Annotated in this window: 15 protein-coding genes and 1 pseudogene; 9 read left to right on the plus strand and 7 right to left on the minus strand. The window is 58.8% G+C overall.

Going from position 1 to position 16,473, the window contains the following annotated elements:
* From KJB29_RS10925 to KJB29_RS10960, 8 genes and pseudogenes are all read left to right on the plus strand, one after another.
* Positions 1 to 1,638, plus strand: coding sequence for an MraY family glycosyltransferase (locus KJB29_RS10925; RefSeq protein WP_215734605.1), 1,638 nt, complete (start codon positions 1 to 3; stop codon positions 1,636 to 1,638).
* A gap of 7 nt (positions 1,639 to 1,645) precedes the next feature.
* On the plus strand, positions 1,646 to 3,835 hold the full coding sequence (locus KJB29_RS10930) for a tetratricopeptide repeat protein (RefSeq protein ID WP_215734606.1): 2,190 nt from the start codon (positions 1,646 to 1,648) through the stop codon (positions 3,833 to 3,835).
* 263 nt (positions 3,836 to 4,098) lie between these two features.
* Positions 4,099 to 4,707 (plus strand): transcriptional repressor LexA, encoded by a 609-nt coding sequence (lexA, locus tag KJB29_RS10935; protein ID WP_215734607.1) that lies wholly within the window; start codon positions 4,099 to 4,101, stop codon positions 4,705 to 4,707.
* Positions 4,708 to 4,710: 3 nt separating this feature from the next.
* Entirely contained in the window at positions 4,711 to 4,965 is a 255-nt protein-coding gene (locus KJB29_RS10940; protein ID WP_215734608.1) for a hypothetical protein, read from the plus strand.
* Complete coding sequence (gene dinB / locus KJB29_RS10945) at positions 4,962 to 6,203, plus strand: DNA polymerase IV (RefSeq protein WP_215734609.1); 1,242 nt, start codon at positions 4,962 to 4,964, stop codon at positions 6,201 to 6,203. The genes KJB29_RS10940 and dinB overlap by 4 nt, the downstream gene beginning before the upstream one ends.
* 233 nt (positions 6,204 to 6,436) lie before the next feature.
* Positions 6,437 to 7,090: a flavodoxin family protein gene (locus tag KJB29_RS10950; protein WP_215734610.1), complete on the plus strand. Its 654-nt coding sequence runs from the start codon at positions 6,437 to 6,439 to the stop codon at positions 7,088 to 7,090.
* 26 nt (positions 7,091 to 7,116) lie between these two features.
* Positions 7,117 to 7,686 carry a flavin reductase family protein gene (locus KJB29_RS10955; protein WP_004511626.1) on the plus strand — a complete coding sequence of 190 codons (570 nt, stop codon included), beginning with the start codon at positions 7,117 to 7,119 and terminating at the stop codon, positions 7,684 to 7,686.
* A 259-nt stretch (positions 7,687 to 7,945) separates the two neighbouring features.
* A pseudogene (locus tag KJB29_RS10960) lies at positions 7,946 to 8,443 on the plus strand (SDR family NAD(P)-dependent oxidoreductase); the annotation flags it as partial.
* On the opposite strand, the gene KJB29_RS10965 reads toward KJB29_RS10960, so the two are convergent.
* The 4 genes from KJB29_RS10965 to KJB29_RS10980 form a co-directional block, all read right to left on the minus strand.
* The gene (locus tag KJB29_RS10965; protein WP_215734611.1) at positions 8,411 to 10,201 is read right to left on the minus strand and encodes a serine hydrolase domain-containing protein; all 1,791 of its coding nucleotides are present in this window, start codon (positions 10,199 to 10,201) and stop codon (positions 8,411 to 8,413) included. The pseudogene KJB29_RS10960 and the gene KJB29_RS10965 overlap by 33 nt on opposite strands.
* A gap of 163 nt (positions 10,202 to 10,364) precedes the next feature.
* The gene (locus KJB29_RS10970) at positions 10,365 to 11,165 is read right to left on the minus strand and encodes a 4Fe-4S ferredoxin (RefSeq protein WP_215734612.1); all 801 of its coding nucleotides are present in this window, start codon (positions 11,163 to 11,165) and stop codon (positions 10,365 to 10,367) included.
* Positions 11,166 to 11,214: 49 nt separating this feature from the next.
* Positions 11,215 to 12,039: a gluzincin family metallopeptidase gene (locus KJB29_RS10975; RefSeq protein WP_246561188.1), complete on the minus strand. Its 825-nt coding sequence runs from the start codon at positions 12,037 to 12,039 to the stop codon at positions 11,215 to 11,217.
* A 33-nt stretch (positions 12,040 to 12,072) separates the two neighbouring features.
* A complete protein-coding gene (locus tag KJB29_RS10980; protein WP_215734614.1) occupies positions 12,073 to 12,969 on the minus strand; it encodes an MBL fold metallo-hydrolase in 897 nt (298 codons plus the stop codon).
* A 123-nt stretch (positions 12,970 to 13,092) separates the two neighbouring features.
* Between KJB29_RS10980 and KJB29_RS10985 the strand changes: the two genes are divergently transcribed.
* Positions 13,093 to 13,833 (plus strand): LuxR family transcriptional regulator, encoded by a 741-nt coding sequence (locus KJB29_RS10985; RefSeq protein ID WP_215734615.1) that lies wholly within the window; start codon positions 13,093 to 13,095, stop codon positions 13,831 to 13,833.
* Positions 13,834 to 13,952: 119 nt separating this feature from the next.
* On the opposite strand, the gene KJB29_RS10990 is transcribed toward KJB29_RS10985, so the two are convergent.
* Genes KJB29_RS10990 through KJB29_RS11000 form a run of 3 tightly spaced genes read right to left on the minus strand, consistent with a single transcriptional unit; the run spans position 13,953 to position 16,463 of the window.
* The gene (locus KJB29_RS10990; RefSeq protein ID WP_215734616.1) at positions 13,953 to 15,197 is read right to left on the minus strand and encodes a hypothetical protein; all 1,245 of its coding nucleotides are present in this window, start codon (positions 15,195 to 15,197) and stop codon (positions 13,953 to 13,955) included.
* Positions 15,194 to 16,000: an outer membrane lipoprotein-sorting protein gene (locus tag KJB29_RS10995; protein WP_215734617.1), complete on the minus strand. Its 807-nt coding sequence runs from the start codon at positions 15,998 to 16,000 to the stop codon at positions 15,194 to 15,196. Before KJB29_RS10995 ends, KJB29_RS10990 begins: the two co-directional genes overlap by 4 nt.
* Before the next feature lie 55 nt (positions 16,001 to 16,055).
* Entirely contained in the window at positions 16,056 to 16,463 is a 408-nt protein-coding gene (locus KJB29_RS11000) for a hypothetical protein (RefSeq protein WP_215734618.1), read from the minus strand.
* Positions 16,464 to 16,473: the final 10 nt, after the last annotated feature.

Raw genomic sequence — 16,473 nt, forward strand, 5'->3', positions numbered from 1 at the left:
ATGCTCCCCCTTGCGACCCTGATACTAGCGATGCTGCTGACGGTAATGCTCATCCCCGTGGTGAGCGCCCTGGCGGTGCGCTTTCACGCCGTCGACATGCCCAATGAGCGCAAGGTGCACCTGCGGCCCATTCCACGGATCGGCGGTGTGGCCATGGCCCTGGGCGCCTTTGTCCCGATTATGGTCTGGAACTTTGCCGACGGCTTCGTACGGGCCTATCTCATCGGCGCTTCGATCCTTGTTGCCACCGGGCTCGTCGACGACCTGTATGAGCTATCACCCCGCGTGAAATTCGGCGGTCAGTTCGCCGCGGCAGCGGTGGCCCTCTTCATGGGTGGGGTAAAGATCGACAGCCTCGGGACACTCCTCCCCGAGAGCGCAGTGCTTCCCGAACTTATCGCCATCCCCCTCACCATTCTCGCCATCGTTGGCGTCACCAATGCGGTAAATATGGCCGACGGGCTCGACGGGCTCGCCGGCGGCATCTGCCTCCTTATTTTTTGCGCAATCGGTTACCTGGCTTTTCTGGACGGCAATGTCTCCATCGGGCTTGTGGCCCTGGCCATGGCCGGGGTCATCTTCGGGTTTCTCCGCTTCAACACCCACCCCGCCTCCATTTTCATGGGAGACGCGGGGAGCCAGTTTCTCGGTTTTTCAGCGGTGACTCTGGCGCTGGGGCTCACCCAGAAGAGTGATTCCCTGAGTCCGCTCCTGCCGCTCCTGCTTCTGGGGCTGCCGGTCCTCGACACGCTGACGGTCATGGCCATCAGGGCCTCCCAGGGGCGATCGATCTTCTCTGCCGACAAGAACCATATCCATCACAGCCTCATGCAGATGGGGCTGCGGCATCCCGAGTCGGTGCTGGTCATTTATGTGGTCCAGGCCCTGCTCGTGTTGACGGCGGTGATGCTGCGCTTTCAGTCGGATGTAATCATTCTTGTCGGGTATCTGGGTTTCTCGGCGGTTGTCGCGGGTTTTTTCGCCTATGCCCGCCGGACGGGCTTCACAATACGACGGTTTGACATCCTTGATGTGGTGATTGTGGGGGGGCTCAGGCGGGTCAGGAGGGAAGGTGGCGTAATCCGCCTGGCCTTCAGGTGCTTCGAGTTGGGTGTGCCGGCACTGCTCCTTGTCTCCTGCCTGCGTCCAGTGCGCGTTACAGAATATGTATCCGTTGCGGCGCCCGCTTTTCTCCTTCTGCTGGCCCTTGTCCGCATTTTCCGGCCGGCGTGGAGCGGCGGAGCCATCAGGGTAATCATCTATCTCCTTGTTCCCTTTGTGGTTTATCACGGCGACACCGGCGCCGGTTCACGGTTCGGGAGCATGGGAGAGCGGCTCTACGGAGTGATGTTCGGCATTCTGGCACTTCTTATCCCAGTCATCTCAAAGTTTTCGCGTCGCAGCGAGGGGTTTCGGAGCACTCCCCTCGATCTGCTTGTCATTATGCTCGCGGTGGCGGTTACGGGCCTTCCGGTCCAGTCTCTGCAACCCTACCGGCTCGGACTCATGGCGGCAAAAATCATCATTCTCTATTTCGGTTTCGAAGTACTTATGGCCGAGTTGCGGGGCAAGTACGGCCGGCTCTCCGGATGGACAGCCGCAGCCCTCGTCGCTCTGGTAACGATCAACTGGAGGTAATACAAAGATGAACCATCGTTCGGTACGTGGAATCTGCGCCACCCTCGGCGTCCTGCTTGTTATCGGCTGTAGCGGCCCCGACGCCAAGAAAGCCAAGTTCTACGCCAAGGGGAAGGAGCTCTACGACAAGGGAGACTATGCCAAGGCGGCGCTCGAGTTCAAGAATGCCATCCAGATTGATCCCAAATACGCCGAGGCCTACCACATGCTCGGCCTGGTGGAGATGAAGAAGGGGAACATCAAGGGGGCCTTCGGCAACTTCACCAAAGCAGTGGAGCTGAATCCGCAGCACCAGGAGGCACGACTCCAGCTGGGCCGCATCTACCTTGGGGCCGGAGCTCCCGATGAGGCCATGAAGGAGGCCGAGGAGGTTCTGAAAATCAACCCCGCCAGCGAAGACGCCCAGCTCCTGAAAGGGGCGGTCCTCATCGCCAAAAAGGAGAAGGGTAAGGCCCGCGAATTACTGGAAGGCCTTGTGGCAAAGGGAGTGAAGAAGCCTGATGCCTACTCGCTCCTGGCTTCGATACACGCATTGGACGGGAACGCAAAGGACGCCGAGGCGATTCTCCGCAAGGGGCTCGCGATAAATCCTTCGTCTTCCGATCTCCACCTGACCCTTGCGGGTCTCTGCGTCGGGACTGGACGGACCGACGAGGCGATCTCGCTGCTCCAGCGGGTTGTCGCGCTGGAACCCGGTAGGACAGACCACCGTTTGAAGCTCGCGGCACTCTGCTGGGACACGGGGAAGGTTGCCGAAGCGCGTAAGGCCCTGACCGATCTGGTTGCGATTGCTCCTGAAAATGAGGAAAACCGGCTTCAGGCCGCGGGATTCTTCGCCGGCAAGGGGAAGGCCGATGAGGCGGAAAAGCTTCTGAAAGAGGGGATTGCCGGAAAAGGGAAGAACTACAAGCTCCGCTTTGCCCTGGCGGACCTTTACCTCAATACCGGCAAGGGCGACCAGGCCGTTACGCTCCTCACCGAAACGGCAGGCCTCGACAAAGCCTCCCGGCAGGAATCGCTCCAGGCGAAAAATGCCTTGGCCCAAATCGCCCTTGGTCGTAACCGGGTTGACGAAGCCGTAAAACTGGTAACTGAAGTGCTGAAAGAAAGTCCGAAAAATACGGACGCACGGTTTCTCAAGGGAAACATTCACATGATGAAGGGGGAGGGTGCCCAAGCCGTTGCTGAATATCGCACTGTGGTGACCGACAATCCCCAGTCCGTTCCCGGCTTTATCCGTCTCGCCGAGGCCCATCTCCTTAACAGAGAGAAGAATCTGGCCTTCGACAACCTGCAGAATGCCCTGAAGATCGATCCCGAAAACCGCGATGCCCTTGTGGCCCTGGCGCGGTATCACGTCATGCAGAAGGATATGAAGAACGCCGAGGCGGCCCTCCGCAAAGTCCTTGCCAAGAGCCCCAACGATCTGGAAGCGAAGGCGGAGCTAGGAGATCTTTTCCTGACCTCTGGCGATCTGAAGCGCGCCGAAGCCGAGTACGGAGAAATTAAACGGAAGGCTCCGAACCTCCCGGTCGGCTACGTCAAGATGGGCGACATTTACCTGTACCGGGGCAAGTCCGACAAGGCCCTGGCAGAACTGGAGCAGGCGGTGCGGCTCAATCCGTCGTCGGAACTTCTCGCCGGCTCCCTTGCGCGGCTCTATACACGGCTTGGCAAATTCGATAAGGCGGAATTCCTCCTCGATCAACGTCTGAAGCAAAATCCCAACGACGCTGCTTCCTACACCCTACTGGGCCAGATGAATGTTGCCCGGAATCAGTATGGCAAGGCCCGGCAGGCCTACGAAAAGGCTCTGTCACTTAATGGTTCCAACTGGAGCGCCGCCAATGATCTCGCGTTCCTCCTGGCAGAAACCGGTTCGGGCGCCGACCTCGACCGGGCGCTTACGCTCATCGAGAAGGTTAAACAGAGCCGCCCCGACGATCCCCGGGTCCTCGATACCGTCGGCTGGATCTACTACAAGAAGGGGAATGCCGGAAAGGCCGTCGAAATTCTGTCGCAGGTGCATCGCAAGACCGGCGACAGCCCGGTTATTGACTATCACCTCGGCATGGCCTCCTACAAGGCCGGCGACAAGGCCCGTGCCAAAGAGCTCCTGACGAAGGCAGTGACGAGCAAGAACAGTTTTGCCGGGCGGGAAGAGGCGGTCAAGACGCTCGGGATCATCAAGGGGTGAGGGGGGCAGCGACCGATAACGCCATGTGGGCAGGTTGTCGCGCCAGAAGAAATTTTCGAGCCTGTTCTTATTACTGAATCGCGTCGGCGTGCGTCGATAATGAATCAAGACAGCTTTCGACATGGTCAACAATTTTCTCTCTGGCCACGCCATGCGTAATGCTCAAGCTCTTCCAGGGGTAACCTCCCTCACACACCACCCGCTTGACACGATGCTCCTCTGGTGATAGGTTGGCGCATGTGAACCTATAGAGGAGCAGCGCCATGGAAGAACTCACCCCTCGCCAGAACGAAGTCCTCCGATTTCTCGAAGGCTACATCACCCAGTACGGTTATCCCCCAACCCTGAGGGACATTGCCGCCCATCTGCGGATAAGTGGCACCCTTGGGGTATCGAAACACCTCACCGCCTTGGAACGCAAAGGGTACATCCGCAGGGACCCTGGCAACTCCCGCGGCATTTCACTTGTGGGTCACCACGGAGCAAAGTCGGCATCGCTCCCGGTCGCTGGCGTGGTGCGGGCCGGGATGCTCCAGCCGGCCATCGAGGATATCGAGGGGTATCTCGCCGTTGACCAGGCTCAACTCAAGGGGGGAAAGTTCTTCCTGCGGGTGAAAGGGGACTCCATGGTGAACGCCGCAATCCTCGACGGCGACCTGGCCCTCATCCGTCCGCAGCCCACCGCGGAGAATAATGACATCGTCGTCGCCATGGTCGACGGCGAGGCGACCCTCAAGGCCTTTTACCGGGAGCGGGGACAGATTCGCCTCCAGCCCCGCAACCCGAACATGGAGCCGATCATCATCCGGGAAGGGGAGGGTGAGGTCGCGATCGTCGGCAAGGTGGTCGGGATCTTCCGGACCCTGGAATAAGCCATGCTGCAGCGGGTACAGGAACAGATCAGAGTCGGGGCCGTCTTTGGCCCAGGGCCGTCCATCCACCCGGTCTGGTTCGACTGGCGGCAACAGAAACACGCCATAGAGAAGGTCACCTACCGCTGGCGGCACATGGCGGGCAATGCCCTCCTGCTTCACTTCGCCGTTACCGACGGCACTGCCCTCTATGAGCTGATCTACAACTCCCGGGAACAACTCTGGACCCTGGAAGCGGCCGATGCGGAGGTTGTGTGAGCGGCCGGGTCATCATGCACGTGGACATGAACGCCTTTTTCGCCAGCGTGGAGCAGCAGCACGACCCCGCGCTCAGGGGCAAGCCCATCGCCGTCATCGGCTCCGCAGCCCGCACCGTCATCACCACTGCCTCCTACGAGGCCCGGGCCTTTGGCGTCAAAACCGGCATGACCGTCTGGCAGGCACAACAGAAATGCCCCCAGATCATCCTCGTCACCGGAGACAACCGGAAATACACCTACACCTCTGCCCGGATCGTCGAGATGATGAAGCAGTTCACCCCGCTCGTGGAGGTCTTCTCCATCGACGAGGCCTTTCTCGACGTCACCGGCTCCCTCTCCCTGTATTCCAGCGCCGAGCGGATCGCCTTTCTCCTCAAGGCCGAGATCCGCCACCATTTCGGCATTACCTGCTCCATCGGCATCGCCCCCAACAAGCTCCTCGCCAAGCTCGCCTCGGAGATGAAAAAGCCCGACGGCCTCACCGTCATCAAGCCCGACGACGTTGCCCCGGTCCTCGAAACCCTGCCGATCAAGGAACTCTGCGGCATCGGCGCCAAGATGGAGCGCCAGCTGAACCTCCTGGGGATCAGGACCTGCGGCGAGTTGGGCCGCTACCCGGTGGACCGGCTGAAGCGTAAATTCGGGATAGTGGGCGAGAAGCTCCACCTCATGGGGCAGGGGATCGACGACTCCCCGGTGGTCCCCATTGAGGAGGCGGAAGAGGTCAAATCAGTGGGGCACTCCACCACCCTCGAACACGACATCGAGGAGCGGGGGGAGATCCTTAGGTGGCTCCTCCAACTCTCCGAGATGGTGGGGCGCCGGGCCCGCAGATATAACGTCTGGGGAAAGACCGTCACCCTCTCCATCCGCTACGCCGACTTCGACACCTGGGTAGGGAGGCAAGAGACACTTCCCACATACATCAACCAGAGCGATGACATCTACCGGGCCGCGGTCACCATCCTCGACACCCTCGTCCTGGAACAGCCGGTGAGGCTCCTGGGGGTAAGGCTCAGTAACCTCCGCTATGAATCGAATCAGCTGCCGCTCTTCGAAGAGGAGCGCAAGAAAGTGCTCCTGGCCGGGGCCATGGATCAGGTGAATGATAAGTTTGGCGACTTCGCCGTCACCTTCGGCAGCCTCCTGGACAGCGAGCGGCGCCAGGAGAAGGGCTCCCACGTCATCTCCCCCGCCTGGCGGCCGGAGGGGATCAGGAATGTGGAGGTGAAATGAACACCCGAACCTCAGACACTGGTAATCCCGATTATTTCTACGAGGCATGATAAAATAGAAGCATATTTCTTGATTTGTAGAGCCCATCACGGCCGACCTCTCTGAGGCATGATGCAGCAGAGGCCATGATGATTGGTCTCCGGGGGTTCATACACCTCGGCTGACTGGAGTCTCTCCCCAAAGAACTGCAACGCTGATAATCCATTATCACTGATCTCTCAAGGAGGATTTGCATGAAGGTCTATGCTGTAAATGGCAGCCCAAGGAAGAACTGGAACACCGCGATGTTGCTCGAACATGCGCTTTCAGGCGCTGCGTCGCAGGGGGCGGAAACGGAGCTCATCCATCTCTATGACCTCACTTTCAAGGGGTGTACGAGCTGTTTTGCCTGCAAATTGAAGGGGGGTAAGAGCTACGGCAAATGTGCCATGAACGACGGACTCACGCCGGTCCTCGAAAAGCTCGCCACCGCTGATGCCTTCATCCTCGGCTCGCCCATCTATTTCGGAACCGTGACAGGAGAGATGCGTTCCTTCATGGAACGGCTCCTTTTCCAGTATCTGGCATACACCCGGCCACCGAGTTCACTTTTCACCAGAAATGTTCCGACCGCGTTCATCTACACCATGAACGTCTCGGAAGAGATCATGAAGGAGAATCAGTACCCGATCCATATCGGGATGAACGAAAACTACCTGACCCGGATTTTCGGGCAGGCAGAAACGCTCTGCTCCTATGAAACACTCCAGTTCGAGGATTACGACAAGGTGGTGTTCAACTACTTCGATCCCGAAGAGCGCCGGCAGCGGCGCAGGGACGTGTTCCCGGAAGATTGCAGAAAAGCTTCAGAGTTGGGCGCCCGATTGGCAAGATCAGCCAGAGGGTAAAACTGAAAACATAGATTGGAGACCACATGAAACAATCACTCGGTGCCAAGACGCTGCTGTTCCCTACACCGGTCCTGATGGTGGGGACATACGACCACGCAGGCAAACCAAATCTGATGAATGCTGCCTGGGGCGGCATCTGCTGCTCCGATCCGCCGTGCGTGACGGTATCCGTGCGCAAGTCCAGACACACCTATGACAGCATCGTCGAGCGCCAGGCATTCACGGTGGGGATTGCCAACGAAGCGACCATGGCGGAAGCGGACTACGTGGGCATCGCCTCCGGACGTGACGCTGACAAATTTGCCGTTGCCGGATTGACCCCTGTCAGAAGCGAACTGGTGGACGCTCCGTATGCGGAGGAGTTCCCGGTAGTTCTGGAGTGCCGCTTGCTCCATACGCTGGAGATAGGGATCCACACCCAGTTCATTGGCGAGATCATTGATGTGAAGGCAGACAAGAACATCTTGAGCGAGGACGGTCTTCCCGACATCCTCAAGATACAGCCACTGGTCTTTGATACCGCCCACAGGGGGTATCATGCTGTTGGGCCGTTGCTTGACAGGGCATACTCCGTGGGTAAGAAATTGTTATGATGAGCAACGTCTAGCGGATCCACGGAAAAAGGCCCACGGCAAGAAATGATTTTGGTCGCGCCCTGAAACTGAATGTCAAGCCCATGTCCCTCGCCGACGCGGCAAAGCTTTTATCGACTGGCCCTGTGAAGCCTCGTAGCCTGAAATGTGTACAGGAGTACAATGACCAGATATCTTGCTGGAAAATCAGTGGTAGTGACCGGTTCGGGCAGCGGAATAGGGCGCGCGGTCGCGCTGGAGATCGTCAAGGCAGGCAGTCCAGCAGTTCGGCAGGATCGATGGGGTAGTCAGCAACGCGGGTATTGTGAGGGATGCCATCTTTCACAAGATGACCCCTGATCAATTCAGCTCAGTAATCGACGTGCACCTGAAAGGGAGCTTCAACGTGAGCCGTGAGGCAGCCGAGTACTTCCAACGCCAGGAAAGCGGCGCCTATGTCCACATGACTTCCACGTCGGGGCTGATCGGCAACGTTGGCCAAGCGAACTATTCCGCTGCCAAGCTCGGGATCGTAGGGCTTTCCAAATCAATAGCCCTGGGCATGCAGCGGTACCATGTCCGGTCCAACTGCATCTCTCCCTTTGCGTGGACCGGCATGACCGCCACTATCCCTGCGGATACACCCGACCGGGCGGCGCGGGTAGAAAAGTTCCGGCAGATGACGCCGGACAAAGTCGGCGTCACCAGCACGCCTAGCAGACAGATCATCGTGCTGATCCACGGCTTACTCTCGCTTCTTTTTGAGCAGATATCCTGAATACTGGAGCATCTCCTCGCCGTTGACCGCAACTACACGGATCGTTTCCCCCATCCCCCGACCCAGGCCACGGATCACCGCCTCCGTGTCGGAGAGAGGCTGCAGCGATACGTTGAGCTTCCCGTCGAAGAACAGCGGAAGGGCGTAGTCGACCCGAAGGAAGCCGTCTTCGTACCGCAGGCGAAGGTCGTCAACCAGGATGGTGTCGTCCCCGGGGTTAGCGATCTCATAGGCCCCCACCCGCCGTTGCCATTGTTGAGAGACCAGCACCGGCTCCACCTTCTCGCCGACCAGCATGCTCTTCCCCGCTGCCGTGGCCAGGAGAACGTTATGGCCTGAAACCGTTGACGTGGAGAACCCGAGATAGTCCAGATCTCCCAGACTTATCGGGATGACTCCCAAAAGTCTGTACCGGAGTCCCATCCGGCCATCATTGCGGGGAACGACGCTGAAGGTTTTGCCGAATAACTCCGTCCGCAGCGTAGTGCCGGATTCGATTACTTTGACAGTTCCGAAGGGAGTGACGTAGGCGCCCGCCAGTTTTTGCCGTTCTTCAGGGGACAAGTCCGCCTCGCGCTCAACCGGCTTGTTTCGCTCCGGTTGCCGGATGCCTGCCTTGGCCTCCATGGCGAGCTTTAGAGCCTCGGTCGCCACCTTGTGCACCACGGGAGCAGCCGTGGCTGAGTTGGACAGCACCACGACCCCCAGCTTCTGTTCCGGAAGGATGACCATCTGGCTGCGGTAGAGAAGGGTGGCGCCGTCATGCCAGGCAACCTTGCCGGCATTTTCGATGCCGACGTCAGTCAGCAGCCACCCGAGCCCGATGTGGAAGTCATGGTCAAGGGGCACCCCGTCATTCTGCGGGCTGAGCATCTCCGCAAGCGTTTCCCCCTTGAGTATCCGCCGTTCGCCGGCCTTTCCCCCGGCAAAGACCATCTCCATGAAGCGGGAAAGATCCAGAACATTGGTGTGGAGCCCGCCGGCCGGGATGTCCCGCAGCTGCGGTTCCCCGATCTCCTTCCCGTTCCGGTATCCCTTGGCCAGGCGGGACGCTACGTCGGAATGGGTATAAAATGACGAACTGGCCATCCCCAGAGGGTGGAGCACCGTCTCATCCATCTGGGAGGCATACGGTCGGCCGGCTATTCGCTCCACCGCATTGCCCAGGAGGGAAACACCGAGGTTGGAGTAGGAGAAGACGAAATTGGGGGGATACTGCGCGTACTCATCCTTCAACAGATTAACCACATTGGTAATAGGTTCGGGGTATTTCGTCCACATCCCTTTCAGGAAGTCTGAAGGGAGGCCGGAATGGTGGGTCATGAGGGTGCGGGGAGTGATTGGGCCGGCATCCGGGAAGCGGCTCTTGACGGAGAATTCGGGCAGGTAGGTCGACAGCGGCTTGTCGATGTCCATTTTGCCCTGTTCCGCCAACTGCAAGACCGCGGTGGCCGTGAACAGCTTGGAGATGGAGCCGACCCGGTAAATCGTATCCGGTGTGGCCGGCACCTTGTTCGCCTCATCGGCAACGCCGAAACCCTGTGCCCAGACAACCCGCTGATCGTCCACCAGGGCGATGCTGAGACCGGTCACGTCGTTTTCCCGCATCTCCTTTTTGATCAGCCAGGAGACGTACTCCTTCGTGTAACCGTAATCTCCCCGTGTCAGACTGTCCGGCTTCTTCGGCATTGTTGAGCAGCCGGCGAGCACAAAGACAACCGCAATCGCGGCCATAAAAAAATGCGTCACTCTCATCATTGTTCCCTTCTATTTACGTCAAGACGAGCCTCTCGTCGCCGAGGCTGAACCGGGCAGCGCTGTCGCATGGGGAGAAGTTCGTTACGAAAAACGGCAGCGCGTTAGGATCAGATGTAGGCGAGCGGAGGTAGAACGATTCCGTATTTCTTGCCATGGGGAACTCTCACAGGAACATTTCCGGCTCTTTCCGGCTTCGGCAGCTCGAACTCAACTGCTCCGCCACCTGCCGTACGTGCGGATCAGTCATTGTTCGTGCCCCAGCGGAACAACCCTTGATACAGGCGCAGCACCTGATGCAGATACTTGGGTCCGTTGCCACCTTGTCCTGAAGGACAATCGCCCCGGTCGGACATACTGAAACGCACCGTACGCATTTTGTGCATGCAGCCTCTTGGGTAACAGGAGATATGCTTGAAGACAAACCCGACTCCCTGTAGGGGAAGTTCCCCGGCATCTGAAGCAGAGATATGTCTCCGAAACCTTCCATCATCCCCATTTTCTCCCTGATCATTCTCCCAAAGTCCCTGGCCGCCCTCAAGTCCTCCGTATCAGGTCGCCCGACGGCGATCGGCGTGGCAACTGTAGAATATGAATGCTCCCCGATAAAGGCCCCGGCGGCAACGGGCTTGAACCCCGCTTCCAGGGCTAGGTCCCAAAGTTCCAGCAGGGCATCCTCGTACGCTCTGTTCCCATACACGACGACAATGACCGCCGGTGTACCGTTTGCCATGAGGCGCTGTAATCTGGCGGCTGCCTCGGCCGGGAGCCGTCCGGCATACACGGGGGCGCCTATGATGACCAACCCATCACGGGTATCCACTTGCCTTTGAACTGCGGCACCGGGTGGCGTCAGATCGAGGTGTTCAACATCGTCAACACCAATTCCCTTTGCAATGCCTTCCACGACCTTTCTTGTCGTCCGGGTCGGGGAGAAGTAGATCAGTCTTGCCGAGTTTATTGCCATGTTCATCCCTCTTTCGATCATTATAGGATCACCGCGAAAACCCGCAAATTCATAAATGGGCAGATCGTTGCCGTCGTTTCAATCGTTCCGTGAATTGCTGCCACGCCTCATCCACACCCATTCCATATGACTTGGCGAACGAATCTCCGAATCCGTGCCCGTCCTCGATGGCCAGCAGGAACGAGCGGAATCGCGCTTCGTCCAGCCGCTGCAGGTGAGCGACGAACATGCCGCTCTGGCGGTAGAACATGGGCGGTGTCAGCCCGTATGAATTGGCAAATTTCTTGAAAAAGAAACTCCCATTTGCCTCCGGTATGATGCTCTTTCCTTTCAAGATTGCCTCGACCGCCCCTTCCTCGCTCATCTTCTCCGCCCCGCCGCCACCGGAGACGACCACGGCCACCCCCTCCTGGAACCATGAGGGGAGGGTGGCGTTGTAGCCATAGACCATGCCGAGCCGCTGCCCCAGGTGCAGGTGAGACAACTCGTGGGTCAGGATCCGCCTGATGCGGTCCGGTTCCTTCCTCAGCCCTCCGGAGAGGAATATTTTCAGGATCACGGCGCCGCGTACCTCTTTCGGCACCCCGGTAAATGCGGCGAAGCTCTCCTCGTCCCGCGTGACGTAGACCTCAACCGGCCCCGCGAATGGGCCATGCTGCTCCCTTTCCACCGTGGCAATGGCTCCGGCCAGCTCTTTCGCGGCAACCGTTGCCACGTCCTCGGCCCCCGGCTCCGCGAAGACGCGTCGATCGGTTCCCGTCGGAACGAAATCGGCGGTGGATTTCAAGGCGGCAAGGCTGCTCCGCATTAGGGTACAGCCGAAGATATTCGTTGCGAGCATGAGTAGCACGATGAGTCTCGACAAGGTAGTCATCCAATCCGTTACTCTCGCAGACATGTGCGCTTCTCACTGTTTCTGCAGGTAGCGGGCCTTCAGATTGGCGGGAATCATCCACTCCGCCAGGGTCCGCTTAGGCAGCACCTTCGCGAGTTGCGCGGCAACGGTGTCAACGTCCTTGCCCGTTGCCACCAGGTCCCGTGCCTTGGCGTCGAAAAGCCGCAAGTATTCCTTCATCTCCTGCAGATCCTTTTTCGTCGAGAGGGGGCCGTGGCCCGGGACGATCCGTTCCACGTCCATGCCGAGGATGGCGTCGAGGGTCTTGGCCCAGTTGGGGAGGTCGCCATCAGCAAAGAAGGGGTGGAAATCGGTGAAGAGGATATCGCCGCTGAAGAGGAGTTTCTGTGCCGGCAGGTAGACAATGGTGCTCCCCGCGGTATGGGAAGGGGCGATGCGGAGCAGTTCCACCGTCTCTCCCCCCAGGTCGATGGTCAGTCGGTCACTGAACGTCAGCGACGGCAGGACGATCTCGGTGCCGGCCATGTCTTCCGGTTTCAGCCCATAGTTGCCGGCTTTTCTGAGAATCTCGGCCCCGTTTTGGGCCAACGAGGACCGCTCGGCTTCATGGGAGATGATGGTAGCGCCCTCCCGGGCAAAGACGCAGTTGCCCAAGGCATGGTCCAGGTGGGTGTGGGTGTCGACCACATAGCGGATAGGCTTGGTCGTGACCTTGCGGATGTCGGCGAGGAACCGCTCACCCTCCTTTGCTGAGATCAGGGTATCCACAACCAGCACGCCGTCGCGGCCGATGACGATCCCGGCGTTGGCGGCAAAGCTGTGGGTTGGCGAGGCATCCGTCGCCCCCACGTAGGAGTATACGTTGTCGCTGATTTTGGTGAGATCGGCCAAAGCCGGTGTTGCCAGCATCAGGATCAGGATTGGAAACAGCAGGAAGTGTCTTTTCATCAATGGTTCTCCTCGTGGGCATTTCATTTCGGTACGGCCAATCGTTTGCCGGAATGATGCACTATATGTTAATGTCCCCTAAAAATCACCTGTCCATTGGGACAGTGACAATGAGGTATATAGATGGAGTGGCTATCACGGAGGGAGGCGGTGAGGCTGCTGGAGCTAATAGATGCATCAAGAAGCTGTGCCGATATGGAAAGGCTCAAGCGGCTGTTCTATTCGCTCAACGATCTTCTATCTTTTGATATGGCCGTTTGCGGTACCGCGCGGTTTGACGGAGCGGGGACCATGAATGCCCAGCAGATCATCAACATATCTTACCCCGAGGAGTGGCTCGGTCTTTATGCTGAACGTGATTTTGCCGCGGTAGACCCAGTGGTGCGCGCACATATAGCAGAATTCTCGGCTAAGCCTTGGAGCGACGCATACCTCAAGTGGGGACGGCCGCAGCCATTTCTTTCCCTGGCGGAGGATTTCGGAATCCGCAAGGGTTATAGTTTCGGGGCCTTGTCATCAACCGACAGGACAGCAAGCATCTTCTCCCTTTGCGTCAGCGAGAAAAACCCAGTGCATACCCCCCAAATACTCGACATCCTGGCCCCGTATTTTCACGAGGCCCTGCGACGAACCGTGCAGGCCGATCTGTCGTCTGCCTGTCTCGCCACCCTTACACCGCGTGAAATCGAGGTGATTAGCTGGCTGGCCAACGGCAAGAACTACTGGGAAATATCGGTCATACTCGGAATCATCGAACGGACCGTAAAGTTCCATACTTCAACCATTGTGCAGAAGCTCGGAGCAGCAAACAGATCTCACGCTGTGGCTATAGCCATATCAACCGGTTTGATATCTCTGGCTTGATGTTGGGAAGGGAATACTCTTGCAGTGAAAAAGTTGTGTGCCGGTGTCACCATTGAGATTGCTCATGACTCCCTCCCAAATGTTCGGATGCACAGGCCAATTGGATACATTCGCAAACTTCACCAGCTCCGGCGGATTGCCATGCGCAGGCGCCGGGCGGCATCCAGGGCGCCGAAGCCGCCGGCACCCGACCCGTAGGGGGCTTCTCCCCCCATTGTCAGCTTCCATACGTCGGTAATGTTGTAGGAAAGCTCAGCCTTGACGAGGCCGTCGCCATGCTTCAGCCCCACACTCCAGACCGTCTTCCACTCCCCCCACTCCTCGGTGCGGGTCCACGCCGTGATGAGCGCAGGAAGGATTGCCCTATCGAAGAGCAGGATCTCATCCCCCGGCGGATCGATGGCATTCCCGGCCAGAGTCATGAGCAGCGTGCCGTCGCCAAAGGCTTTTTCGGCGCTCAGCGACCCGATGGCCGCATTGCCCAGGTGATCGTTTCTGGAGAAGAGCCCGGCAACTTCCCCCCGGATGACCCACGCCCCCACTACCCGTGACAGCTCGATACCTATCCCCTCTTCCTCTGCATAGCGGCGTTCCACGGGAATCTCGATGCCGCCGGAAGTTTCCACAGCCTGATCCGTGCGGAATTCCAGGATGGGGGCCGGACGGATGCCGGCGCGCACCCACCCCCCCACATCCCACTGGCCGAAGGTGGCCAGAAGGCGGACGGCGCCGAACCCGAGTACCGGCGGCGAGCTATCCATTTCTCTCAGTGTCACCCCCGGGGGGATTTCTCCGTTGATGGGCGCATTTCTGCTGCCGAGCACCGGCAGGCGCCACGGCGTGGTGACCGGGCAACCCACGGCCTCGTAACGCACGTCTCCCTTCTGTCCCGAAAGCCGGAGTGCCCACAAGGGGAGCTTTTCGTCGGCATACGGATCGGTCAGATCCCGCGGAAGAAAGGCGTCGGCCGGGGAGTAACCGTCCGTCTTTCCCCAGCCCAGCTGGAAACGCCCCATCTGCAGGTCGATTTCCGGAGAAAGGGGCAGGCGCAGCCAGAAGTCCTGCACCGAAAACGGGGGACGGCGAAAGTGCCGGTCCGCCGGGTCCAGGAGACGTGCTCCCTGGTCGTCGGTTGAAAGCCACTCCCCCCGCAGGGATGCGGTCAGCCGGGCTTCGCCCAGCTTTTCCTCCCACTTGTTGAAAAGGGTTCCCCAGCCGTCCACAGATGGGCTTTGACCGCGAGCCCGTTCGGGATAGACGAATCCCTTTGCCTCGGCGTAACCGGAAAACTCTCCGGCCACGGCAGGGGAAGAGAGCAGCGAAACGAACAGAATCAGGCAAAGCCGAAAAGGATATCCGTTCAATCGCCCCCCTCGCGATTGAGATTCTGCAGGGTGAAGCGGCCCACGGGCTGGGGCTTGTCGTAGCTGATCCGGTCCAGGAGGACAGTCGTCCTGCTTCCTTTCCTGAGGTCGCTCATCTCCCATTTTTTGGCGACCCAATGCCCCTCCAGATGCTGCAGGTCGGAAAGGGTGAAAATCTTGCTCGGCTGCTTATCCCCTTTCCGATAGAGGTCCATGCGCAGCAGGTAGAGGATGTCCTTGCGCAGGTAGAGGATCTTCTCCTCGTACACGGACCTGCCGGCCCCTTCCAGGGGGAATGCCGCAATTACGTAGCAGGGCTGGCCGTCAACGGTCTGCTCCCCCTGGAGCGTCACCCTGTATTTTTCGTGGTCGAACTCCTCCATGTCCTCATAGTTGAAATCGGTTCCCACGAACGAGGCGTCCCGGTCCTGGGCCGCGATGCGCCGCTCCCGCTTCATTGAGGGAAGGTACAGCCATTGGTCGTCATTCTGCCCCGCCGGCCGGGAAATGGAGAGGAAGCCGACCCCCTTCACCTCGGGGGGATCGGTAAAGCGGGTCAGGGTCTTGGCGTCACCGGCATATCCCTGGCGATAACTCTTCCACCCCTTTTTGCGCACCTTCCCCTCCCTGTTGACGACGGCAAGATTGCCGGAATACTGCTGGGTCTTGGAACGGTGGCGGTTTTCAGACTCCTTGAGCAGCGCCCGGGCATCCGGGGCCGCGAAGACGGTTCCTGCCAAGAGGGCTGAAATAACCGCAGCAATGACAACCAATGATGTGACCATGGTTTTCTTGTTACTCATCTCTGTCTCCTCGAAAGGTACCTGTCATGGATATTTGTCTCAGCAATCGCCGCGGTCACCCCTGCATTGTCAACGGCACACCATAGGCCGCCGCCAGAACCACGAAGCTGACAATCAGAAAGTAGTGCAAGGGCAGGAGCCTTTCCAATTCCGGTATCTGCGCCGGCCGGAAATAGACCACCTGCCAGATCAGCCGGAACAGCCAGAAGGAGGCATAGAAGGTGCTCATGGCAACACCCAGCGGCGTGCCTCCGGCCAGTTCGCTCGTATGGAAGAGGGAAGCGTAGGCAAAGAACAGGAACATGGGAATCAGAAACAAATGAATCGTGTAGAGTACCCGTGCCGTCAGTATCTTAGTCCCGGCGAAATCCTCCCGCCAGCCGAACCCCCGGTAAAAAAAACAGTGACCGAACCCCACCAGGGCGGAGAGAATTCCGCCGATTTTTATTGCTACTTCTGCCATAGGTTTCTTC

Origin of the sequence: Geobacter grbiciae (genome assembly GCF_018531165.1) — a bacterium.
In the GTDB taxonomy this organism is placed as follows: domain Bacteria; phylum Desulfobacterota; class Desulfuromonadia; order Geobacterales; family Geobacteraceae; genus Geobacter; species Geobacter metallireducens.